The sequence below is a fragment of the Sphingomonas sp. genome (genome assembly GCF_004799495.1).
GTDB lineage: Bacteria > Pseudomonadota > Alphaproteobacteria > Sphingomonadales > Sphingomonadaceae > Sphingomonas.
Map to the genome: position 1 here is coordinate 176,381 of NZ_SSMY01000006.1, position 20,509 is coordinate 196,889.

The 20,509-nt window shown below is 66.5% G+C and carries 24 protein-coding genes; 14 read left to right on the forward strand and 10 right to left on the reverse strand.

Annotated elements, in window-relative coordinates:
• Positions 1-217 precede the first annotated feature (217 nt).
• From E7773_RS06700 to argC, 3 genes are read left to right on the forward strand one after another with little or no spacing between them, the layout of a single operon-like run.
• Entirely contained in the window at positions 218-535 is a 318-nt protein-coding gene (locus E7773_RS06700) for a MarR family transcriptional regulator (RefSeq protein WP_293990008.1), read from the forward strand.
• Positions 474-845: an SH3 domain-containing protein gene (locus E7773_RS06705; RefSeq protein WP_293989754.1), complete on the forward strand. Its 372-nt coding sequence runs from the start codon at positions 474-476 to the stop codon at positions 843-845. Before E7773_RS06700 ends, E7773_RS06705 begins: the two co-directional genes overlap by 62 nt.
• The gene (gene argC / locus E7773_RS06710) at positions 842-1,771 is read left to right on the forward strand and encodes an N-acetyl-gamma-glutamyl-phosphate reductase (RefSeq protein WP_293989757.1); all 930 of its coding nucleotides are present in this window, start codon (positions 842-844) and stop codon (positions 1,769-1,771) included. The genes E7773_RS06705 and argC overlap by 4 nt, the downstream gene beginning before the upstream one ends.
• Here the strand turns inward: argC and E7773_RS06715 are convergent.
• Positions 1,768-2,592 (reverse strand): aspartyl/asparaginyl beta-hydroxylase domain-containing protein, encoded by an 825-nt coding sequence (locus tag E7773_RS06715; protein ID WP_293989760.1) that lies wholly within the window; start codon positions 2,590-2,592, stop codon positions 1,768-1,770. The two genes, argC and E7773_RS06715, sit on opposite strands and share 4 nt — an antisense overlap.
• Here E7773_RS06715 and zwf point away from each other — a divergent pair.
• From zwf to eda, 5 genes are all read left to right on the forward strand, one after another.
• Positions 2,530-3,996 (forward strand): glucose-6-phosphate dehydrogenase, encoded by a 1,467-nt coding sequence (gene zwf / locus E7773_RS06720; protein WP_293989763.1) that lies wholly within the window; start codon positions 2,530-2,532, stop codon positions 3,994-3,996. The genes E7773_RS06715 and zwf overlap by 63 nt on opposite strands.
• A 108-nt stretch (positions 3,997-4,104) precedes the next feature.
• The gene (gene pgl / locus E7773_RS06725; protein WP_293989766.1) at positions 4,105-4,818 is read left to right on the forward strand and encodes a 6-phosphogluconolactonase; all 714 of its coding nucleotides are present in this window, start codon (positions 4,105-4,107) and stop codon (positions 4,816-4,818) included.
• 84 nt (positions 4,819-4,902) lie between these two features.
• Entirely contained in the window at positions 4,903-6,711 is a 1,809-nt protein-coding gene (edd, locus tag E7773_RS06730; protein WP_293989769.1) for a phosphogluconate dehydratase, read from the forward strand.
• Positions 6,711-7,679: a glucokinase gene (gene glk, locus E7773_RS06735; protein WP_293990009.1), complete on the forward strand. Its 969-nt coding sequence runs from the start codon at positions 6,711-6,713 to the stop codon at positions 7,677-7,679. Before edd ends, glk begins: the two co-directional genes overlap by 1 nt.
• Complete coding sequence (gene eda, locus E7773_RS06740; RefSeq protein ID WP_293989772.1) at positions 7,676-8,281, forward strand: bifunctional 4-hydroxy-2-oxoglutarate aldolase/2-dehydro-3-deoxy-phosphogluconate aldolase; 606 nt, start codon at positions 7,676-7,678, stop codon at positions 8,279-8,281. Before glk ends, eda begins: the two co-directional genes overlap by 4 nt.
• On the opposite strand, the gene mltG is transcribed toward eda, so the two are convergent.
• The 8 genes from mltG to fabD all read right to left on the reverse strand — a co-directional run bounded on the left by mltG (position 8,282) and on the right by fabD (position 14,376).
• Positions 8,282-9,250 carry an endolytic transglycosylase MltG gene (gene mltG / locus E7773_RS06745; RefSeq protein WP_293989775.1) on the reverse strand — a complete coding sequence of 323 codons (969 nt, stop codon included), beginning with the start codon at positions 9,248-9,250 and terminating at the stop codon, positions 8,282-8,284. It lies immediately after the preceding gene.
• A gap of 8 nt (positions 9,251-9,258) precedes the next feature.
• The gene (gene fabF / locus E7773_RS06750) at positions 9,259-10,515 is read right to left on the reverse strand and encodes a beta-ketoacyl-ACP synthase II (protein WP_293989778.1); all 1,257 of its coding nucleotides are present in this window, start codon (positions 10,513-10,515) and stop codon (positions 9,259-9,261) included.
• A gap of 115 nt (positions 10,516-10,630) precedes the next feature.
• Positions 10,631-10,867, reverse strand: a complete 237-nt coding sequence (locus E7773_RS06755; protein WP_293989780.1) for an acyl carrier protein — start codon at positions 10,865-10,867, stop codon at positions 10,631-10,633.
• A gap of 84 nt (positions 10,868-10,951) precedes the next feature.
• On the reverse strand, positions 10,952-11,494 hold the full coding sequence (locus E7773_RS06760; RefSeq protein WP_293989782.1) for a hypothetical protein: 543 nt from the start codon (positions 11,492-11,494) through the stop codon (positions 10,952-10,954).
• A complete protein-coding gene (locus tag E7773_RS06765; protein ID WP_293989785.1) occupies positions 11,491-12,027 on the reverse strand; it encodes a hypothetical protein in 537 nt (178 codons plus the stop codon). Before E7773_RS06765 ends, E7773_RS06760 begins: the two co-directional genes overlap by 4 nt.
• The gene (locus E7773_RS06770; protein WP_293989788.1) at positions 12,028-12,669 is read right to left on the reverse strand and encodes a hypothetical protein; all 642 of its coding nucleotides are present in this window, start codon (positions 12,667-12,669) and stop codon (positions 12,028-12,030) included.
• Positions 12,670-12,693: 24 nt separating this feature from the next.
• On the reverse strand, positions 12,694-13,431 hold the full coding sequence (fabG, locus tag E7773_RS06775) for a 3-oxoacyl-[acyl-carrier-protein] reductase (RefSeq protein WP_293989790.1): 738 nt from the start codon (positions 13,429-13,431) through the stop codon (positions 12,694-12,696).
• Positions 13,432-13,440: 9 nt separating this feature from the next.
• On the reverse strand, positions 13,441-14,376 hold the full coding sequence (gene fabD / locus E7773_RS06780) for an ACP S-malonyltransferase (RefSeq protein ID WP_293989792.1): 936 nt from the start codon (positions 14,374-14,376) through the stop codon (positions 13,441-13,443).
• Between the two features lie 213 nt (positions 14,377-14,589).
• Here fabD and E7773_RS06785 point away from each other — a divergent pair, with 213 nt between their 5' ends.
• From E7773_RS06785 to rplI, 5 genes are all read left to right on the forward strand, one after another.
• The gene (locus E7773_RS06785; protein ID WP_293989794.1) at positions 14,590-14,925 is read left to right on the forward strand and encodes an RcnB family protein; all 336 of its coding nucleotides are present in this window, start codon (positions 14,590-14,592) and stop codon (positions 14,923-14,925) included.
• 108 nt (positions 14,926-15,033) lie between these two features.
• Positions 15,034-15,810, forward strand: coding sequence for a phosphatase PAP2 family protein (locus E7773_RS06790; protein WP_293989797.1), 777 nt, complete (start codon positions 15,034-15,036; stop codon positions 15,808-15,810).
• A 120-nt stretch (positions 15,811-15,930) separates the two neighbouring features.
• Positions 15,931-16,329 (forward strand): 30S ribosomal protein S6, encoded by a 399-nt coding sequence (rpsF, locus tag E7773_RS06795; protein ID WP_293989799.1) that lies wholly within the window; start codon positions 15,931-15,933, stop codon positions 16,327-16,329.
• 12 nt (positions 16,330-16,341) lie between these two features.
• Complete coding sequence (gene rpsR / locus E7773_RS06800) at positions 16,342-16,566, forward strand: 30S ribosomal protein S18 (protein ID WP_066583513.1); 225 nt, start codon at positions 16,342-16,344, stop codon at positions 16,564-16,566.
• Positions 16,567-16,578: 12 nt separating this feature from the next.
• Positions 16,579-17,199 (forward strand): 50S ribosomal protein L9, encoded by a 621-nt coding sequence (gene rplI / locus E7773_RS06805; protein WP_293989802.1) that lies wholly within the window; start codon positions 16,579-16,581, stop codon positions 17,197-17,199.
• Positions 17,200-17,518: 319 nt separating this feature from the next.
• Here the strand turns inward: rplI and mutL are convergent, their stop codons facing one another.
• The gene (gene mutL, locus E7773_RS06810; protein WP_293989803.1) at positions 17,519-19,285 is read right to left on the reverse strand and encodes a DNA mismatch repair endonuclease MutL; all 1,767 of its coding nucleotides are present in this window, start codon (positions 19,283-19,285) and stop codon (positions 17,519-17,521) included.
• 141 nt (positions 19,286-19,426) lie between these two features.
• On the opposite strand from mutL, the gene E7773_RS06815 reads away from it, so the two are divergent.
• Positions 19,427-20,470, forward strand: coding sequence for a rod shape-determining protein (locus tag E7773_RS06815; RefSeq protein WP_293989804.1), 1,044 nt, complete (start codon positions 19,427-19,429; stop codon positions 20,468-20,470).
• Positions 20,471-20,509 lie beyond the last annotated feature (39 nt).

Below are 20,509 nucleotides of genomic sequence, written 5' to 3' on the forward strand. Positions count from 1 at the left end.
GGAAAGCGGGCACATAGGCGAGGCCGCGGGCGCGATCAACCGTAACGAATGACACGCAACGCGGGCGCTTTGCGCGACAATTCGTAACTCACCTGAAACCAAGCGGCCCCGGCGCACGTTGTTACGCTGACGATACCGCCCTCTTTTCGAGCAGACGATTGTGAGCAAGGCCATGAATGTCGCCGCATCCTTCACCGCTCCGCCGCTCACGCGATGGATGAACACGCTGGTCGACTACGTCCGATCGGGCGAACCGGATCTGACCAACCGCCAGATGGCGTTGCTGATGGTGGTCTATCTCAGCCCGGGGCCGCACACGGTGCGCGGGCTGGCGCGCGCGCTGAATGTGTCTAAACCGGTCGTGACACGTGCCTTGAACAGGTTGGGCGGCCTCGGCTATCTGCGCCGCCAGCGCGACGATACCGACAAACGCAACATTTTCATCGCGCGGACGACCGAAGGGGCAGGTTTTCTTGAAGAGTTCGGACAATTTGTGGGAGAAAGCGAGCCTCGCGCCCGGCGCGCCACCGCGTAAGAGTTTTGCGCTGACCGGGCATTCGGTCGCGATCGATCCGCGCCACAACGCCGTCCGCCCCGATCTGGCCGACGTGCGGCTCGCCGAATATGTCTTCGCGCCGCATTATGCCGCGCCGATGCCGTGCGTCGTGACGCGCGATGTCGTCCTCCATCTCACGTCATCCGCGGATTCGGCAGTATTGGCCGAATTGCAGGCTGGCGATGCGTTCGAATGCCTCGAAGTGCTGCGCGAAGTGGCCTGGGGCGTATCGCCCGACCGCCGGTTGGCCGGATATGTCGATCGGGACGCGCTGGACCAGATCAAGTGAGCGTCAGCGTTTTCATTGATGGCGGGCACGGCACGACCGGGTTGGAAATCGCGCAGCGGCTGGGCGGCCGCAAGGACGTGACGCTGGTCACGCTCGACGAGTCGAAGCGCAAGAACGCCAAGGCGCGGAGCGACGCGCTCAACGACGCGGATATCGTCATCCTCTGCCTGCCCGACGACGCCGCGCGCGAGGCGGTCGAGATGATCGCGTCGGACACGACTCGCGTGATCGACGCCTCGTCGGCGCATCGCATCGCCGACGGCTGGACCTATGGCTTTCCGGAGCTCGAGCCCGCGCAGCAGGCGGAGATCGCGGCCGCCGCACGGATCAGCAACCCTGGGTGCTACCCGACCGGATTCCTCGCCCTCGTCCGCCCGCTCGTCCGCGCCGGTTACGTGCCGGTCGACTGGCCGCTGAGCATCAACGCGCTGTCGGGCTATTCGGGTGGCGGCAAGGCGATGATCGCCGAATTCGAAAGCGGCAAGGCGAAGACGCGCGCGCGCGCCTATGGCCTCGATCTGTCGCACAAGCATGTCGCCGAAATGCGCCGCCACGCGCGGATCGAGCATGTGCCGATCTTCCAGCCGGGTGTCGCCGACACCTATCGCGGGATGATCGTCGAGGTGCCGCTGCCGCTCCACGCGCTGCCGCGCAAGCCGAGCCTCGCGCAGATCGAAGCGACGCTGGCGGAGGCCTACAAGGATTCGCCGCTGGTCCGGGTCGCGCCGGGCGATGTTCCGTTCGTGCGGATCGAGGACGATGCCGGCACCGACCGGCTGACCTTGCGCGTTTGCGGCAATGACGAGACCGGCCAGGCCCGATTGATCGCGACGCTCGACAATCTCGGCAAGGGCGCGGCGGGTGCCGCGGTGCAGAACCTCAACATCATGGCCGGGTTCGATCCGATCGCGGGGCTGACGCTCTAGCGGCCCGTCATCATCGCGACCGCCAGTTCCTTCGCCGAATCGAAATAAACCGCTCGGCCGACCGCGTGCGGCAACATGTCGACGAGCAGATGGACTCGATCGGTCGCACCGTGGTTGCGCACCGAATGCCGCACGCAGTTATTGAGTTCGTACAGCACGCCCTCCTCGAGCCGGAAATCCTCTTCCGCGATCGTGAAGACGACCGCATCGTTGGTCGCGATCGGAATATGGGTGCGGTGGATCAGCGCCAGCATGCCCGCGTCGCGATGCGGCGAGATCGTCTCCCCCGCCGGCAGTTCGGCGAACTGCGCGCGCAGGACGTCGCAGTCGGGGTAGCGCGGCGCGACGTGATCCCGCACGATGGCCTCCACCGCCTCGAAGAGCGGACGTGCGGCGTTGCGCAATACGCTGATCCGCCCGGTCTGCTCGGCCTCGCTGAGTGCCGAGCGCGCCAGAAAGTTAGGCTGGTCGTTATAATAATAGACCGCGCCGCCCGGCCTGTCCCCCGCCAGGCCCGCCCGGCTCGCCCGATCGAGATGCCAGAAATCCGATGACACGCGCGCCAGGCCATCACGCAAACCCCGGATATCGACCGGTCCATGTTCGACGATTGATTGTCCGATATCCATAGGCCCACTTGCGACGATGACCGACCGCGGATCAAGCGTCGAATGGGCGCGTTTGGCACGGGAATGAGGTTGCCCCGCCGACATTTCGTCTGGTAGGCGGGCGGCCTCCCCGAAAAAGGCCGATTTTGCATGGAAACCCGCGCGCCGCTCGACAAATTGCTGTTGTTCGGTGCGACCGGCGACCTGTCGCAACGCATGTTGCTTCCGTCGCTCTACGGCCTCGACGAAGACGGCTTGCTGCCCGCCGACATGACAATCACCGGGGCTGCGCGCACGCCGATGGGCGACGAGGCGTTCCGCAAGTTCGCGAAGGGCGCGCTCGACGAATATCTGCCGCCCGACCGCAAGGAAAAGGACAAGATCGCGGCATTCCTGAAGCGGCTCAACTACCAGACGCTCGACGTGACCAAGGAGGATCATTTCACGCGAATCGCCGACGAACTGGGCGACACGTCGAAGGGGCTCGCAATCTTTCTGTCGACCGCGCCGAGCCTGTTCGAGCCGACCATCGCGGGGCTGGAGAAGGCCGGGTTCACCCACGGCGACGTTCGCATCGGGCTGGAAAAGCCGCTCGGCTATGACCTCGCCTCCAGCCGTGAGATCAACGATGCGGTCGCGCGGGTTTTCCCCGAGGACCGCATCTTCCGCTTCGACCATTACCTCGGCAAAGAAACCGTCCAGAACATCCTGGCGCTGCGGTTCGGCAATTCGTTCTTCGAGCCGGTGTGGAACGCGCAAGGGATCGACAACGTCCAGATCACGATTGCCGAGACGGTCGGGCTGGAGGAACGCGCGGGCTATTACGACGGCGCGGGGGCGCTCCGCGACATGGTCACCAACCACATCCTGCAACTCGTCGCGCTGATCGCGATGGAGCCGCCGGCGCGATACGACAAGGATTCGATCCGCGACGAGAAAGCCAAGGTTTTCCGCTCGCTGCGCTTGATCAGCCCAGAGGACGCGCCGCACGTTACGGTCACCGGCCAATACGGCCCGGGCGCGGTCGACGGGCAGATCGTCAAGGGCTATCTCGACGAGCTCGGCAAGCCGTCGGTCACCGAGACCTTCGTCGCGATCAAGGCCAATATCGACAATTGGCGCTGGCAGGACGTGCCGTTCTACCTTCGCACCGGCAAGCGCATGGCGACGCGGCGGAGCGAGATCACCATCCAGTTCAAGCCGGTGCCGCACTCGATGTTCGCCGGGCGCGGCGGGCTGCTCCAGCCGAACAAACTGATCATCCGGCTCCAGCCCGAGGAAACGATCCAGTTGCTGGTGATGGCGAAGGAGCCGGGACTCGACCGCGACGGCATTCACTTGCGCGAAGTCCCGCTCAACCTCAGCCTCGACGCCGAATTCGCCGGCACACGGCGACGGATCGCCTACGAACGCCTGTTGCTCGACCTGATCGAGGGCGACCAGACGCTGTTCGTGCGCCGCGACGAGGTCGAGGCACAATGGACCTGGACCGACGCGATCCGCGCCGGCTGGGCCGCGAACGACATGAAGCCCAAGAGCTACGCCTCGGGCAGCTGGGGCCCGTCCACCTCGATCGCGCTGACCGAGCGCGACGGCGTGACCTGGCAGGACGATTAGGAACGGCAATCTGCCCTCCCCGTTTGTGTCGAGCGCAGTCGAGACATGCTGACGGAGGGACGGCTTCTCGACTTCGCTCGAAGCGAACGGAATTGGTTAGGAATGCAAATGGCGATCAACGAAGAAATCGAATGGTGGGACTATGACGACGCCGAGGAGATGGCGGAGGCGGTCGCCGGCGACATCCAGTTCATCATCGAAAGCGCGATCGACGCGCGGGGCGGCGCGGTCATCGCGCTCGCCGGGGGCAAGACGCCCCTGCCCATCTACGCCATCCTAAGCGAAGCCAAGCTCGACTGGAAGCGCGTCACGATCATCCCCGGCGACGAGCGGATCGTGCCGCTCGGCGATCCGCTGTCGAACGTCACCGCGCTGGCTAAGGCGTTCCTGCCCAAGGGCGCGCGCGTGATACCGATCGTCCCAACCGCGACCGCCGATTACAAGGCCGCGGGGCGCTCCGCCGACGCGTTGATGCAGGACCTCCACTGGCCGCTCGACCTGTGCCTGCTCGGTGTGGGCGGCGACGGGCACACCGCGTCGATCTTCCCGGGTCCCGATTTCGACGAAGCGCTCAATGGCCCGAAGGAACGCCGCGCGCTCGGCGTGATGCCCGACCCGATGCCGGCCGATGCGCCGGTCGCGCGCGTGACGCTGAGCCGAGCGGCGATCGTTGCCTCCGCCTCGGTGATGATCGCGGTGACGGGCGCGGCCAAGCGCAAGGTGATCGAGGACGCCATCGCGCAGGGGGCTGGGTCGACCTATCCGATCGGGCGCGTGCTGGCGGATACCGAGCTGCCGGTTGACATCCACTGGGCGCCCTGACCACGGCATACGTATGTGACCGTCACCCCGGGCTTGTCCCGGGGTCCGCCGTGCCGCAAAGCTGTCGGGCATGAGGGACAGACGATGAACCCCGCCGTCTCGGCCGTCACGGATCGCATTATCGAGCGCTCGCGCCCGACCCGCGCGGCCTATCTCGACCTGATCGTGCGCGAACGCGACGCTGGGCTCAAGCGGCCGATGCTTGGCTGCGCCAACCTCGCGCACGGCTATGCCGGGACCGAGGAAGACCGCGAGGCGATGAAGGCCGATCGCGGAATGAATATCGGCATCGTCACCGCGTACAACGACATGCTGTCGGCGCACGCGGTCTATTACCGCTATCCCGAGCAGATGAAGGTTTGGGCGCGCGAGGTCGGTGCGACGGCGCAGGTCGCGGGCGGCGTGCCGGCGATGTGCGACGGGGTAACGCAAGGTTATCCGGGGATGGAGCTGTCGCTGTTCAGCCGCGACACGATCGCGCTGTCGACGGCGGTCGCCTTGAGCCACGGCATGTTCGAGGGCGCGGCGTTGCTCGGGATCTGTGACAAGATCGTGCCCGGGCTGCTGATGGGGGCGTTGCGGTTCGGCCATCTCCCGATGATCCTGATCCCCGGCGGACCGATGCGCACCGGTCTCGCCAACAAGGCCAAGGCCGCGGTGCGCGAAGCCTATGCCGAAGGGAAGGTCGGCCGCGACGAACTGCTCGACGCCGAGATCGGCGCGTATCACTCGAAGGGCACGTGCACCTTCTACGGCACCGCCAACACCAACCAGATGATGATGGAGGTAATGGGCCTCCACATGCCCGGTGCCGCCTTCGCCAACCCGGGGACGAAGCTGCGCCAGGAACTGACGCGCGCCGCGACGCAGCGGCTGGCGAAGATCGGGTGGGAGGGCGACGATTACCGCCCGCTCGGGCACTGCGTCGATGAGAAGGCGATCGTCAACGCAGCGGTCGGATTGCTCGCGACAGGCGGCTCGACCAACCACCTGATCCACCTCCCCGCCATCGCCCGCGCGGCTGGGATCGCGATCGATTGGGACGATATCGACGCGCTCAGCCGCGCGGTGCCGTTGGTCGCGCGCGTCTATCCCAACGGGTCGGCCGACGTGAACGGTTTCGAGGATGCCGGCGGAATGCCGTTCGTGATCCGCGAATTGCTCAATGCGGGACTACTCCACGGCGATATCCTCACGGTGGCCGGCGCGTTCGCCGATTATGGCAAGCGGCCTGTCATCGAGGGAGATACGCTGCGCTGGGAAGACCCGGGCGCGAGCGGCGACGACACGATCCTGCGCCCAGCGAGCGATCCCTTCTCCCCCGAAGGCGGCTTCCGCATCCTGTCGGGCAACCTCGGCCGCGCGTGCATCAAGGTGTCGGCGGTCGACCGCGAGCGCTGGGTGATCGAGGCGCCCGCGCGCGTGTTCCACGACCAGGCCGAGGTGCAGGTGGCGTTCAAGGCGGGCGAGCTCGACCGCGACGTCGTCGTCGTCGTGCGGTTCCAGGGCCCGCGCGCCAACGGCATGCCCGAGCTTCACAAGCTCACCCCGCCGCTCGGCGTTCTGCAGAACAAGGGCTTCAAGGTCGCACTCGTCACCGACGGGCGTATGTCGGGCGCGTCGGGCAAGGTGCCCGCGGCGATCCATTGCTCGCCCGAGGCGCTGGGCGGCGGGCCGCTCGGCCGTGTGCGCGACGGTGATGTGATCCGGCTCGACGCCGTCGCCGGCACGCTCGATGCGATGATCGATGCGGCCGAATGGAATGCGCGCGAGCTCGCCGACTGCCCACTCGCGACGGAAGGCATGGGGCGCGAGCTGTTCGGGCTGTTCCGCAGCGCGGCCGACGAAGCCGAGCTTGGCGCGTCGGCAATCTTTGCGGGAGCGGGTTTGTGATGCAGGTCGTCGCGGTGGATATCGGGGGCACGCACGCCCGTTTCGCCATCGCGGAAGTAGCCAAGGGCAACGTAGTATCGCTCGGCCATGTGGTGACGCAGAAGACCGCCGAGCACGCCTCGCTTCAGACCGCGTGGCAGGATTTCGAGCGCCAGCATGGCGCGCCGCTGCCCAAGGCCGCCGCGCTGTCGGTCGCGTCGCCGGTCGGCGGCGAGGTGATCAAGCTGACCAACAACCCGTGGATCATTCGCCCCGCGCTGATCCCCGAGCGACTCGGCGCCCACACCTATACGATCGTCAATGACTTCGCCGCGATCGCGCATGCCGTCGCGCAATTGCCCGAGGGCGATTTCTTACACATCTGCGGTCCGGATCGCCCGCTCGCGCGCGATGGCGTGACCTCGATCTGCGGCCCCGGCACCGGGCTGGGCGTGGCGGGCGTGTTCCACGCGGACGGCGGGTATCACGTCATGCCGACCGAAGGCGGGCATGTCGATTTCGCGCCGCTCGATGGGTTCGAGGATGCGATGCTGGCGCGGTTGCGCAAGACGTTCACGCGCGTCTCCGCCGAGCGCGTCTGCGCGGGACCGGCGATCGTCGCGATCTATGAAACGCTCGCCGAGATCGAAGACAAGCCCGTCCGCCACCTCGACGACAAGGCGATCTGGGGGCTCGCGTTCGAAGGCACCGACAGCCTGGCGATCGCTGCGCTCGACCGCTTCGTCCTGACGCTCGGCGCGTTCGCCGGCGACCTCGCGCTGACGCAGGGCGCGAAGGAGGTCGTGATCGCGGGCGGGCTCGGCCTCAAGCTCAAGGACCATTTCGCGCGTTCCGGATTCGCCGAGCGCTTCACCGCCAAGGGCCGCTTCCAGCAGATGATGGCTGGCATCCCGGTCAAGCTTATCACCCACCCCCAGCCCGGCCTGTACGGCGCCGCGGCGGCGTTCGCGCAGGAGCATGCCAAATGAGCGACATCGAACGCATCATGCTCGCCGCGCCGGTCATCCCGGTGATCGTGATCGACGATTTGGCGACGGCGGTGCCGCTGGCCGAGGCGCTAGTCGCGGGCGGCTTGCCCGCGCTCGAAGTCACCATGCGCACCCCGGCCGCGCTCGACGCGATCCGCGCGATGAAGCAAGTGCCCGGCGCGATCGTCGGCGCGGGCACGGTCGTGAACAGCGAGCAGTTCGAGGCAGTGATGGACGCCGGCGCCGAGTTCATCGTCTCGCCCGGGCTGACCGAGCGGCTTGCGGAGCCGATCATCGCGAGCGGGGTGCCGTATTTGCCGGGCATCGCCAACTCGGCGGACATCATGCGCGGGCTCGACCTCGGCCTAACGCACTTCAAGTTCTTCCCCGCCGAAGCGAATGGCGGGCTGAGGGCGCTCAAGAGCCTCGCGGCGCCGTTTTATCAATGCAAGTTCTGTCCGACCGGCGGCGTCAGCGAAGCGAACGCGCCAGAATGGCTCGCGTTTGAGCCGGTGCTGTGCGTCGGCGGGAGTTGGGTGTGCAGCGGGACGACGGAAGTGGTCGAAGCCAAGGCACGTGCGGCGGCGGCCTTCCGCCGCTAATTACATCTCGCCGCGCGCGCGGCGGATGGCGTACCATTTCTGCACGTTGATGTTCTGCTGCTCCAGCGTGTCGGCAAACACGCTGCCGCCGGTGCCGTCGGCGACGAAATAGAGCGCGTTCGAGTCCGCCGGGTTCAGCACCGCATCGATCGAAGCTCGCCCAGGATTCGCGATCGGCCCCTTGGGCAACCCCGTCATCGTGTAGGTATTGTACGCATTCTTCGCATTCTTTTCGGAGAGCAGGATGCGGCGGCCGAGCGCCTTGCCCAAAGTGACCGGATAGATGATCGTCGGATCCGCCTGCAGCATCATCCCGCGCTTCAATCGGTTCGAATAGACCGCCGCCACCATGCGGCGTTCGCTCGGTACCGCAGTTTCCTTCTCGACGATCGACGCGAGGATGATGGCCTCCTGCGGGGTGTGGACAACGAGGCCCGGCTTGCGGCTCGCCCACGCTTTGGCAAGATACGCCTGCATCGCGCGCTGCATGCGGTTCACCACCGATTGCCGCGTGTCGCCGCGCTGATAGCTGTAGCTGTCGGGCAGCAGCGAGCCCTCCGCCGGCCGGTCGATCGTGCCGATCAGTTCGGGCGCGGCCATGATGCGTTCCTGCGCCAGGATCGACGGCAGACCCTCGGGAATCGTGACGAAACGCTGAAGCGTCTTGCCGCCCTGAAGCAGCTTGAGGATGTCCGACTGACTGAGATGCGCGAGGATACCGTATTCGCCCGCGCGGATGCCCGTACCGCCGCCGAAAATCTTGGCGAAGAAGACGAAGCGGCTCGCCGAGCGGATCGCGCCGGCCGCTTCGAGCTGATCCGCCGCCTTGCTCAACCCGCTGCCCGGCTGGATCGTCACCGTCAGATTCTTGGGTGCCGGCCCCGCTCCGCCCCAGTCGTGAATCGCCCAAAGCGCACCGCCGACAAGCGCCAGCGCGGTGAACAGCGTGAGGCAACCGAAGCGGCGCATCGGGATGCCTAGAGCGCCTTCATCACGAGACTGGCGTTGGTGCCACCGAACCCGAACGAATTGTTGAGCGCCGCCTTCACTTCGCGTTTCTTCGCGACGAGCGGCACCAGATCGACTCCCTCCGCGCCCTCCGACGGATTCTGGAGGTTGAGCGTCGGGGGCACGATCTGGTCGCGGATCGCGAGGATGCAGAAGATGCTTTCCACCGCGCCCGCACCACCGAGCAGGTGCCCGATCGCCGATTTGGTCGAGCTCATCGAGACGTTGCCGATCGCATCGCCGAACAGCCGCTTCACCGCGCCCAATTCGATCATGTCGGCCATCGTCGAGGTGCCGTGCGCGTTGATATAATCGATGTCCGACGGCTGCATGCCGGCACGCTTGAGCGCCATTTCCATCGAGCGGTAGGCGCCCGATCCCTCGGGCTCCGGCGCGGTCACGTGATAGGCATCGCCCGACAGGCCGTAGCCGACGACTTCGCAATAGATCTTCGCGCCGCGCGCCTTGGCATGCTCATATTCCTCGAGCACGACCACGCCCGCGCCCTCGCCCATCACGAAGCCTTCGCGCGCCTCGTCATACGGACGGCTCGCTTCTTCGGGCCGGTCGTTGAAGTCGGTGTTGAGCGCGCGCGCCGCGGCGAACCCGGCGATCCCGATCGGACAGATCGTGCTTTCGGATCCCCCCGCGAGCATCACGTCGGCATCGTCCATCGCGATCATTCGCGCGGCATCGCCGATCGAATGCGCCCCGGTCGAACAGGCGGTGACGACCGCATGGTTGGGACCCATCAACCCGTATTTGATCTGTACCTGCCCGGTGATCAGGTTGATCAGGCGGCCGTGGACGAAGTGCGGGCTGACCCGGCGCGGGCCTTTTTCCGCGAGCACCAGCGACTCGCTTTCGATCCCGGGCAAGCCACCGATCCCCGACCCGATCGAACAGCCGGCGCGCAACCGCTCGGCTTCGCTCATCTCGGTCAGTCCGGCATCTTCGAGAGCTTGGCCCGCGGCGTCGATGCCGTAGATGATGAACGGGTCGACCTGGCGCTGGACCTTGTGGTCGACGCGCTTGCCCGGATCGAAGCCATATTCGTGGTCGGCGGGCTTCACCTCGCACGCGATCGTGCAGGGATATTCGCTCGCGTCGAACCGCGTGATCTGGCCCGCGCCCGACTTGCCGGCGAGCAGGTTCTTCCAGGTCGTTTCGACATCGCCCCCCAACGGGGTCACCAGGCCCAGCCCGGTCACGACGACACGCCGCATGCCATTCTCCAATTCGTTCACGTCAAAATGCGAAACGGCCCCCCGGCCCTGGATTGCCCGGGGACGGGGAGCCGCTCGTTACTCTACACCGCGGCAAAGCGCCACGGAAAGGGCCTTAGCCCTGGTTCGCGTCGATATAGGTGATCGCGTCGTTGACGGTCGAAATCTTCTCCGCGGCGTCGTCCGGGATCTCGACCCCGAATTCCTCCTCGAACGCCATCACCAGCTCGACGATGTCGAGGCTGTCGGCACCGAGATCGTCGATGAAGCTCGCCTCGGGCGTCACCGCACTGGCTTCGACACCCAGGTGCTCGACCACGATCTTCTTCACCCGGTCGGCAGTATCGCTCATTCGTCGCATCCCTCTATTGTCGGGGGACTTCCCCCGGGGTTTCCTGAACGCACGTAGAACGCGGTTAGTGCCCGCGCAAGGGGGTCAGGCGGCGGCGAACCGCGCCGTCCAGAATTCCTCGATGCCTAAGGAGGCGATCAGCATACCGATCAGCCTGGCGCGGCGACCGGACGTATCTACGCGAGCGGCGATCAACGCCTGTGCCGCGGCTACGCCGCTGGCGTCCGACGCTTGCGGGGTCGTAAAATCGCGCCGAACTGCCTCGGGAAGTCCGCTATAGACACGCTCCACGGTGGCGATCGACACGCCGTCCGACGTCAGCGCGGCTTCGACCGCCGGTCGCGCCAGCCGTGCGAACAGGATCGCGCTCGCTACATGAGTCGCGGCATCCGACCAGCCATGTTTCTTTTTGCAAGTGTCGACGACGGCCATTACCGGCGCCAGCGCGGCATCTTGACGCGTTCCGTCGGCAACCAGCGTGTCACCAACGATGTGCTGGTACTTCGCGATCTCGACCGGGCCCAGTTCGGTCGCCATGCAGTCGAGCGACGCTCGATCGGCGGCATGGGCAGGCGTTGCCAACAGGCCGGCCAGCACGACGGTCGACAATAGAAAAGCGTGTTTCATGACGCGGCGAAATCCCCAGGATAGAATTCAATTCCCGCGAGCGCAGCGAAATAGAGCAGGATGTGGCGGCGGGTGCGAAGAACAGGGGCCGCGACGGCAACGGCGTTGAGCGCACCGGGCGAGGCTTTCGCGATCAGGCTCTTGCGGTCCTGGATCGGCAAGGCGGCATAGCTCGTCACGAGCTTGGCAGTGTCAAGCCCTTCCGACTTTAGGGCCGACTCGGCACCCAATTTGGTCGCGCGACTTTGCGTGTAGGAGATCGCCGCCTGGACGGCATCGGGCGACCAGTCGTTCGCCACGCGGCACCCCTGTCGCGCGGCGAGCAAGGCTTCGCGATCGGCATCGAGCGCGCCGGCGGGGTTGGTGCCCTTGTCCGCCGCCGCGACGACCCCGGTACCGATCCGCTGCATCGCGGCCGGACCGAGTTTCGCCTCGATGCAACCGATATCGCCCGTCGCCGCCCGGGCGGTGACGGGCGCGAAAGTGGCGAGAGCGAGAAACGCGCAGAAGATACGGGAAATGGTGTGGTGCATTTATCCGGCCTTGTAAGCGGCCGCGGCCGCCTGTTGCTGATACAAGCCCCACAATGCGCGCGCGAGCAGAGGCGCGAGCGTTTGGCGCTGCTCTTCGGTCAGTGCCGCCGGATCGAGCCCCGCCGCCTTGAGCTGCGCCGTCGCGACCGCCATGCGAGCGCCATCGACTTGCCCCGACGCGAACGCGGCCTTCGTGTCGGCATCGAGCCTGGCGTCGAGCGCACGCACGACGGCGACGGTCAGGCCGAGATCGCGCCCTTGGTAGATCGCGTCTTCGGCCAGGATCTTGGCCGAAAAGAACTTCACCGCGATATCCTGCCGCTTCGCGCTCCAGCCCGTTCCGGCACGGCAGGCCGCGATCGCCTCCCCGACCATCTGGAACGTCTCTTTCTGCTTGCTGGTTTTCGCAGCGTAGCCGTTCTTGACGAGATCGACCGCGTCGGGCCGGGGAATGCGGTGCGTGTATTGATAGATGCAGCCGACCGGGCCCATGTCCTTGCCGGTGAGTTCGCCGCCGCTCGAGATCGTGTCGCTGCCGCCGGGCAGACCGCGCTGGCTATAATCGGGGCCAAAGCGCTGCGCCGCGGCGGGTGTCGCTGCAAACGCGGCAAAGCCGCCCGCGATGATTAGCCATCGGTTCATCGTTCGTCCTCCCAAATTCGCCTGTCAGATCATCGCCATGCCGCCGTTGACATGCAACGTCTGTCCGGTGACGTACCCCGCTTCCTTCGACGCGAGATAGACCACTGCGGCGCCGATATCCTCGCCGGTGCCCAGGTCGCCCGCTGGAATTCGGGTGAGCAGCGCGGTCTTCTGCGCCTCGGGCAGCACGTCGGTCATCGCCGAGCGGATGAAGCCCGGTGCCACGCAATTGACCGTGATGTTGCGGCTCGCGAGTTCCTGCGCCAGCGCCTTCGACATGCCGACCAGCCCGGCTTTCGATGCGGCATAATTAGCTTGGCCGGGGTTGCCTGTCGCGCCGACCACGCTGGTGATCGAGATGACGCGGCCGAACCGCGCCTTCATCATCGGCTTGGCGGCGGCGCGGATCAGGCGGAACGCGGCCTCCAGATTGATGCGGATGACTTGATCCCACTCGTCGTCCTTCATCCGCATCGCGAGGTTGTCGCGCGTGACGCCGGCATTGTTGACCAGAATGTCGAGCTTACCCAGCGCCTCGACGGCCGAGGGTACCAGCGCATCGACCGCAGCGCCGTCCGACAGGTTGCACGGCAGCGCGACATGATCGCCGCCAAGCGACGCGCGGAAATCCTCGAGCTTCTCCGCATTCGACCCCGACACCGCGAGCCGCGCGCCCTGCCCCGCCAGCGCTCGCGCGATCGCCGATCCGATCCCCCCCGAAGCGCCGGTCACCAGCGCGGTCATGCCTGTCAGGTCGAACATCATTCTCTCCTAGAAACTCTTCGCCAGCGCTTCGATGTCGTCCATCGAGATCACGCTGACCGCATCGACATCGGGCGCGATGCGCTTGACCATCGGGGCGAGCACCTTGCCGCCGAATTCGACAAAGTGCGTGACGCCGGCATCCGCCATATTGAGCACCGATTCGCGCCAGCGCACCATACCAGTGACTTGCTCGACCAGCAGACGGCGGATCGTATCGGGATCGCTCACCGGCTGCGCGGTGACGTTGGCGAACACCGGCACGAGCGGCGTGTCGATCTTCACCTCGCCCAGCGCGCTGCTCATCACGTCGGCGGCGGGCTGCATCATCGGGCAATGGAACGGGGCGGAAACGGGAAGCGCGATCGCGCGCTTGGCGCCGTGATCCTTGGCGATCTCGATCGCGCGATCGATCGCGGCCTTGGCGCCCGAGATCACCACCTGCGACGGATCGTTGTCGTTGGCGACGGTGCACACCTCGCCCTGCGCGGCCGCGTCTGCGATCTTCTGCGCGGTCGCGAGGTCGCAGCCGAGCAACGCCGCCATCGCGCCCTGCCCGACCGGCACCGCCGCCTGCATCGCCTCGCCGCGACGGCGCAACAGCAGCGCAGTAGTCGCAAGGTCGAACGCGCCCGCGGCGCACAGCGCAGTATATTCGCCAAGGCTGTGGCCCGCTACGTAATCGGCCTTGTCGGCTAGCCGCACGTCGCCCGCCTGCTCCAGCACGCGCAACGTCGCGATCGCGTTGGCCATGATCGCCGGCTGGGCGTTGGCGGTCAGCGTCAGTTCCTCCGCCGGCCCTTCGAACATCAATGTCGAGAGATGCTGGCCGAGCGCGTCATCGACCTCCTGAAACACCGCGCGGGCGATCGGGCTCGCGTCGTTGAGCGCCTTGCCCATACCGACTGCCTGGCTGCCCTGCCCCGGGAAAATGAACGCGCGCATCGACGTCTCCTTGCTTGGCATCGGCAGTAGAAAGCCGCGCGGTCCGGCGCAAGCACACGCCGCCGCCCGGAAAACATGAACGATTGGTCAATATTACTGCCATTTCGCGACACTTTGCGACCAAATCGCAGGTATGCTGCGACGGGACCGCGACACCTCGTTCCCACATCCAGATCGACGCCAAACACGACGTCGTTCGAAATGGAGGTTGTCATGAAGAAGTTCCTTATCGGCGCGCTTGCCGCCGCGATGCTGGCGAGCCCGGTTGCGATCACGCCGGCCTCGGCCGCGCCCCAACGCCACGATCGCTATCAGGCGAACCGCCACGGCCAGCAGGCGCCGCGCTATCACCAGTGGAGCCGCGGTCAGCGGTTCGACCGCCGTTATGCCCAGAACTATCGCGAGATCCCGAACTGGCAGCAGTATCGCGGCCGCCGCCTCTACGCGCCGCCGCGCGGGTATCACTGGGTGCGCTCGGGCAACGACGCCGTGCTGGTCGCGGTGGCCGGCGGGCTGATCGGCGCGGTGCTGTCGGGCGCGTTCAACTAGGGCGCTCGGCAATAGCCGAAACGAATGGGCGGCGGGCTTCGGCTCGCCGCCCTTTTCGTGCCCGCGCAATGCTGGCAGAGGAGCGTCGGTACAACAGGGGAGCGCGGCGTGGCACGGTCGACATTCATCGCATTGGCGGCGCTCGCGATCGGCGTGCCGGCGCTGGTCGTGGCGCAGGACACTCCGACTTACCTGCCCGACGGCAGCCTCGACATGACGCAGATCCTGCCGCCCGCTCCGGTTAAGGGCGACCCGCGCTACGAGGCCGACCGGCGCATCTTCAAGGCGACGCGCCACTGGCTCGGCACCCCACGCGGCGACATGGCGACGCGCGATGTTAGGACCGGTGGCCCGGCGATGGCTGAGGCGTTCAGCTGTTCGCTCGGGATCAAGCTCGATCCCGCGATGGCACCCAAGACGATGAAGCTGATCGCGATCGGCGGCGCCACCGCCAACGCACAATCGCGCGCGTCGAAGGATTTCTTCAAGCGGCTGCGCCCGTACCAGATCGACAAGGGCAAGACATGCCAGGCGCCGGGAGAACTCGCGGGCAGCTACGATTATCCGTCGGGCCACACGACCTGGGGCTGGACCTGGGCGATTATCCTCGCGAACCTGGCGCCCGACCGCGCCACGCCGATCCTGCAGCGCGGCCGCGCCTATGGCGAAAGCCGCGTGGTGTGCGGCGTGCATAACTATAGCGCGATCGAGGCCGGACGAGTCACCGCCTCCGCCACCTACGCCGCCGAACTCGGCCAGCCCGAGTTCCAGGCCGATCTCGCCGCCGCGCGCGCCGAACTGACCGCGCTGCGCGCCAGTCCAGCCGCGCCGAAGCCCGAAAAATGCGCCGCCGAGGCGAACCTCGTCGCGCTCCACATTCTCTAAGGGTTGCGTTCGGCGGGTTTTTCCGCCAATGGCCCGCGCTTCCGACAAACGGAAAAGACGATAGCCGGAGGGGCGCAGCACGGTGCTGTGTCAGCGATCGGCCAACAGTGAGACGAAAGCATGGCTCTTTACGAGCACGTGTTCCTTGCGCGCCAGGATCTGGCGCAGGCGCAAGTGGACGCTCTGGCGGAAGCCGCCACCAAGATCGTGACCGACAACAAGGGCAGGGTCGTCAAGACCGAGACCTGGGGCCTGCGCAGCCTCGCGTATCGCATCGCGAAGAACCGCAAGGCGCATTATGTGATGCTCGAAATCGACGCCCCCGGCGCGGTCGTCGCCGAGCTGGAACGCCAGACCCAGATCAACGAGGACGTGATCCGCTACATGACCGTCAAGGTCGACGAGCACGAGAACGGCCCGAGCGTCATGATGCGCAAGGGTGAGCGCGACCGCGAGCGCGGTCGTGACCGGGGCGACCGCCCCGACCGCGGTCCCCGCGGCGGCTTCGACGGCGAATAAGGAACTATAGACATGGCACGACCCTTTTTCCGCCGCCGCAAGAGCTGCCCCTTTTCCGCGAAGGATGCTCCCCGGATCGATTACAAGGACGTTCGTCTGCTGCAGGGCTTCGTGTCCGAACGCGGCAAGATCGTCCCGTCGCGCATCACCTCGGTGAGCGCGAAGAAGCAGCGCGAGCTCGCCCAGGCGATCAAGCGCGCGCGTCACCTGGGCCTGCTGCCCTACCTCGTGAAGTAAGGAGCAGACACGATGGACGTTATTCTGCTGGAACGCGTCGAGAAGCTCGGCGCCATCGGCGATGTCGTGACGGTGAAGGACGGCTTCGCCCGTAACTTCCTGTTGCCCAACAAGAAGGCGCTTCGCGCCAACGACGCCAACAAGAAGGTCTTCGAGGCGAACCGCGCGCGGATCGAGGCGGACAACGCCAATCGCCGCAGCGAGGCCGAGAAGGACGCCAAGTCCTACGACGGCGCGTCGGTGACGCTGATCCGCCAGGCGTCGAACACCGGCCAGCTCTACGGCTCGGTCGCGGTGCGCGACCTGGTCGAGGCACTCGAGGCCGCGGGACATAAGGTCGCCAAGTCGGCGATCGTGCTCAACAAGCCAATCAAGGCGATCGGCCTGTACGAGGTCAACGTGGCGCTGCACCCCGAAGTGTCGGTGACCGTCAAGGTCAACGTCGCGCGCTCGCCCGAAGAGGCCGAGATGCAGTCGCAGGGCGTCGACGTGATGGCGGCGATGTTCGAAAAGGACGAAGCCGGCTTCATCGAGGAGTTCGACCCCAACGCCGAGCCGGGCGCGACCGCCGAGGTCAAGGTGGTGGCCGACGAGCCGCAGGCCGACGCGACCGAGGAAGCTTCGGAAGCCTGATCGCTTCTACCAAGCCAAGAAAAAGGGCCGTCCGGATCGTCTCTGGGCGGCCCTTTTCATGTGGCTCTCTGGGAGGGGGAGGAGAGCCGCGACGTTCCGGCGGGGGATCAGAACGTCGAAACGCAGGCGCCAAGCACGGCCGCGAGGGGGATGAGAGCGAAGACGACGGGCAGGACGTTTTTCACGGGCGGCAAATCCAGCGGGTCGTGATGACCCATGCAGCTGAAAATGCGCATCATGCGCAAAGTTTCCAAGAGATGAACGAAATAGATTTTGCTTGGGTCGGGGAACTTTTTCGTCGCGCGGCTCTCCTGCGATGCTATTTTCGCCCGAACAGTTTCTCGATGTCGCCGTGCGCCAGCTTTACCCAGGTCGGGCGGCCGTGGTTGCACTGACCCGAGTGCGGGGTGACTTCCATTTCGCGGAGCAGCGCGTTCATTTCGGTCACCGACAGTATCCGCCCGGCGCGGACCGACCCGTAGCAGGCCATCGTCGCGGCGACGTGGTCGAGGCGTTCCTTGAGGCTCAGCGCTTCGTCGAACGCGGCGAGTTCGTCGGCGAGGTCGGTGACGAGGCCGGTTACATCCCCCTGCCCTAGCATCGCCGGCGTCGCGCGAACGAGCATCGCGCGCGGGCCGAAGCGTTCGAGCTCAAGCCCGAATTCGGCCAACTCGTCGAGACGCGCTTCGAGACGGTCGCACGCGGGTTCGTCGAGTTCGATCACTTCGGCGATCAGCAGCACCTGGCTCGCCACGCGTCCGCCGGCGAGCGCGGCACGCATGCGTTCGAGCACCAGCCGTTCGTGCGCAGCGTGCTGATCGACCAGCACTAGGCCGTCCTCGGCCTCGGCGACGATATAGCTCTTGGCGACTTGCCCCCGCGCCACGCCGAGTGGATGCGCGACGGTGTCGGGCGGCGGGGCATAGGCTGGTTCCGCGCGCGCGAGCGGCGGCGGGGCGCTGAACGATGGGCGGCGATCAAAAACCGCCGAGTGGCGCGGCGCGGTCAGCGTGTCGCCCTGCCCGGCGTCCCACAGCATCGGTCCGACCGGCTCGGACCGCCACGCCGCGAGCGCATCTTCGTTCGGGCGCTGGAAACTGCGGTGCCCCGCTTCGTCGAGCGCACGGCGCAAGCCGCTGACGATCAGCCCACGGATCATCTGCGGCTCGCGGAAGCGGACTTCGGTCTTGGCCGGGTGGACGTTGACGTCGACCAAGTCGGCCGGAAGGTCGAGGAACAGCGCCACCACCGGGTGCCGGTCGCGTGCGATCATTTCCGCATACGCGCCGCGGATCGCGCCCATCAACAAGCGGTCTTTCACCGGGCGCCCGTTGACGAACAGATATTGGTGGTCGGCGACCCCACGGTTGAAGGTCGGCAGCCCGGCGACCCCGCCAAGCCGCACGCCGTCGCGCTCCACGTCGACGCCGATGCTGTTCTCCGCCAGCGCGCGATCGGTCAGCGCGGCGACGCGCGCGGGACGGTCCTCCGGCGCGTTGGTTGCCAGGCTGCGCCTGCCGTCATGCTCGACCGAAAACGCAATGTCGGGCCGCGCCATCGCCAACCGGCGGACGATGTCGAGGCTCGCGCCATATTCGGCACGCGGCGTGCGCAGGAACTTGCGCCGCGCGGGCACCTTGCCGAACAGCCCCTCGACCAGCACGCGCGTTCCGGGGGGCAGCGCGGCCGGCCCCTCCTCGACCAGCGCGCCGTTATCGACCACGCGCCGCCAGCCGTCGCTGCCGCGAACCCGGCTTTCGAGCGTGAGCCGCGCGACGCTGGCGATCGACGGCAAGGCCTCGCCGCGGAAACCCAGCGTCGTGACCTGATCGATCGCCTCATCGGGCAGTTTCGACGTCGCATGCCGTTCGAGCGCCAACGCCATGTCGGCGGGCGTCATCCCGCACCCGTCGTCGATCACCTCGATCAGGTCGATGCCGCCGCTCGCCAGCCGCACCGCGATCCGCGTCGCGCCCGCGTCGATCGCGTTTTCGACCAGTTCCTTCAACGCGCTGGCGGGTCTTTCCACCACTTCACCGGCAGCGATACGATTGACCAGATGTTCGGGGAGGCGCCGTATTGACATGATTGTGACTCTAGCCCAAGCGCCCGGCTCTCGCGACCGTTAATGCCGATCAACCCGGAGCCCGGAAATTGGCTTTGGCGGCGGGGGAAATGAATAACTCGCGCGCCTGACGCGCGCATCTTTTCGGGCGGTACGTTCACTATGGTCTTCGGGCGTTTCTTCAAGCTGATGTCGCAGGACATGGCGATCGATCTGGGTACGGCGAACACGGTCGTCTATCTGCGCGGCCGCGGCGTCGTGCTCAACGAGCCGTCGGTGGTCGCGGTCGAGACGATCAACGGCGTGAAGAAGGTCAAGGCGGTCGGCGACGACGCCAAACTGATGATGGGCAAGACCCCCGACAGCATCGCCGCGATCCGCCCCTTACGCGACGGCGTCATCGCCGACATCGACGTGGCCGAGCAGATGATCAAGCACTTCATCCACAAGGTGCACGGCGGGCAGAAGCGCTTCATGCGCTGGCCGCAGATCGTGATCTGCGTGCCGTCGGGGTCGACCAGCGTCGAGCGCCGCGCGATCCGCGACGCCGCGCAGAACGCCGGCGCGAGCCAGGTGTGGCTGATCGAGGAGCCGATGGCCGCGGCGATCGGCGCGAACATGCCGGTGACCGAGCCGATCGGCAGCATGGTCGTCGATATCGGCGGCGGAACGACCGAAGTCGCTGTGCTGTCGCTGCGTGGTCTCGCCTACACCACCTCGGTCCGCGTCGGCGGCGACAAGATGGACGAAGCGATCGTCAGCTACGTTCGCCGCAACCACAATCTGCTGATCGGCGAAGCGACCGCCGAGCGGATCAAGCAGGAAGTCGGCACCGCCAAACCCCCGGCCGACGGGATCGGGCTCACGATCCACATCAAGGGCCGCGACCTGGTCAACGGCGTGCCCAAGGAAATCCAGATCAACCAGGGCCAGATCGCCGAAGCGCTGAGCGAGCCGGTCGGCACGATCGTCGAGGGCGTGCGTATCGCGCTCGAGAACACCGCGCCCGAACTGGCGGCGGACATCGTCGACCAGGGCATCGTCCTGACCGGGGGCGGCGCGCTGCTCCATGGCATCGACGAAGTGTTGCGCGACGAGACCGGGCTGCCGGTGACGATCGCCGACGACCCGTTGACCTGCGTCGCGCTCGGCACCGGCCGCGCGCTCGAGGACCCGATGTATCGCGGCGTGCTGCACACCGCCTGATTTCTGTTACTGTTGCGGCCTTGTGATGTGAGGGAGATG

What these genes read in the sequence shown, in the direction of transcription:
- E7773_RS06700 (WP_293990008.1), top strand. Translation starts at nt 218, where the DNA reads ATGAACACGCTGGTCGACTACGTCCGATCGGGCGAACCGGATCTGACC.
- zwf (WP_293989763.1), top strand. Translation starts at nt 2,530, where the DNA reads ATGGAAACCCGCGCGCCGCTCGACAAATTGCTGTTGTTCGGTGCGACC.
- pgl (WP_293989766.1), top strand. Translation starts at nt 4,105, where the DNA reads ATGGCGATCAACGAAGAAATCGAATGGTGGGACTATGACGACGCCGAG.
- edd (WP_293989769.1), top strand. Translation starts at nt 4,903, where the DNA reads ATGAACCCCGCCGTCTCGGCCGTCACGGATCGCATTATCGAGCGCTCG.
- glk (WP_293990009.1), top strand. Translation starts at nt 6,711, where the DNA reads ATGCAGGTCGTCGCGGTGGATATCGGGGGCACGCACGCCCGTTTCGCC.
- eda (WP_293989772.1), top strand. Translation starts at nt 7,676, where the DNA reads ATGAGCGACATCGAACGCATCATGCTCGCCGCGCCGGTCATCCCGGTG.
- mltG (WP_293989775.1), bottom strand. Translation starts at nt 9,250, where the DNA reads ATGCGCCGCTTCGGTTGCCTCACGCTGTTCACCGCGCTGGCGCTTGTC.
- fabF (WP_293989778.1), bottom strand. Translation starts at nt 10,515, where the DNA reads ATGCGGCGTGTCGTCGTGACCGGGCTGGGCCTGGTGACCCCGTTGGGG.
- E7773_RS06755 (WP_293989780.1), bottom strand. Translation starts at nt 10,867, where the DNA reads ATGAGCGATACTGCCGACCGGGTGAAGAAGATCGTGGTCGAGCACCTG.
- E7773_RS06760 (WP_293989782.1), bottom strand. Translation starts at nt 11,494, where the DNA reads ATGAAACACGCTTTTCTATTGTCGACCGTCGTGCTGGCCGGCCTGTTG.
- E7773_RS06765 (WP_293989785.1), bottom strand. Translation starts at nt 12,027, where the DNA reads ATGCACCACACCATTTCCCGTATCTTCTGCGCGTTTCTCGCTCTCGCC.
- E7773_RS06770 (WP_293989788.1), bottom strand. Translation starts at nt 12,669, where the DNA reads ATGAACCGATGGCTAATCATCGCGGGCGGCTTTGCCGCGTTTGCAGCG.
- fabG (WP_293989790.1), bottom strand. Translation starts at nt 13,431, where the DNA reads ATGTTCGACCTGACAGGCATGACCGCGCTGGTGACCGGCGCTTCGGGG.
- fabD (WP_293989792.1), bottom strand. Translation starts at nt 14,376, where the DNA reads ATGCGCGCGTTCATTTTCCCGGGGCAGGGCAGCCAGGCAGTCGGTATG.
- E7773_RS06785 (WP_293989794.1), top strand. Translation starts at nt 14,590, where the DNA reads ATGAAGAAGTTCCTTATCGGCGCGCTTGCCGCCGCGATGCTGGCGAGC.
- rpsF (WP_293989799.1), top strand. Translation starts at nt 15,931, where the DNA reads ATGGCTCTTTACGAGCACGTGTTCCTTGCGCGCCAGGATCTGGCGCAG.
- rpsR (WP_066583513.1), top strand. Translation starts at nt 16,342, where the DNA reads ATGGCACGACCCTTTTTCCGCCGCCGCAAGAGCTGCCCCTTTTCCGCG.
- rplI (WP_293989802.1), top strand. Translation starts at nt 16,579, where the DNA reads ATGGACGTTATTCTGCTGGAACGCGTCGAGAAGCTCGGCGCCATCGGC.
- mutL (WP_293989803.1), bottom strand. Translation starts at nt 19,285, where the DNA reads ATGTCAATACGGCGCCTCCCCGAACATCTGGTCAATCGTATCGCTGCC.
- E7773_RS06815 (WP_293989804.1), top strand. Translation starts at nt 19,427, where the DNA reads ATGGTCTTCGGGCGTTTCTTCAAGCTGATGTCGCAGGACATGGCGATC.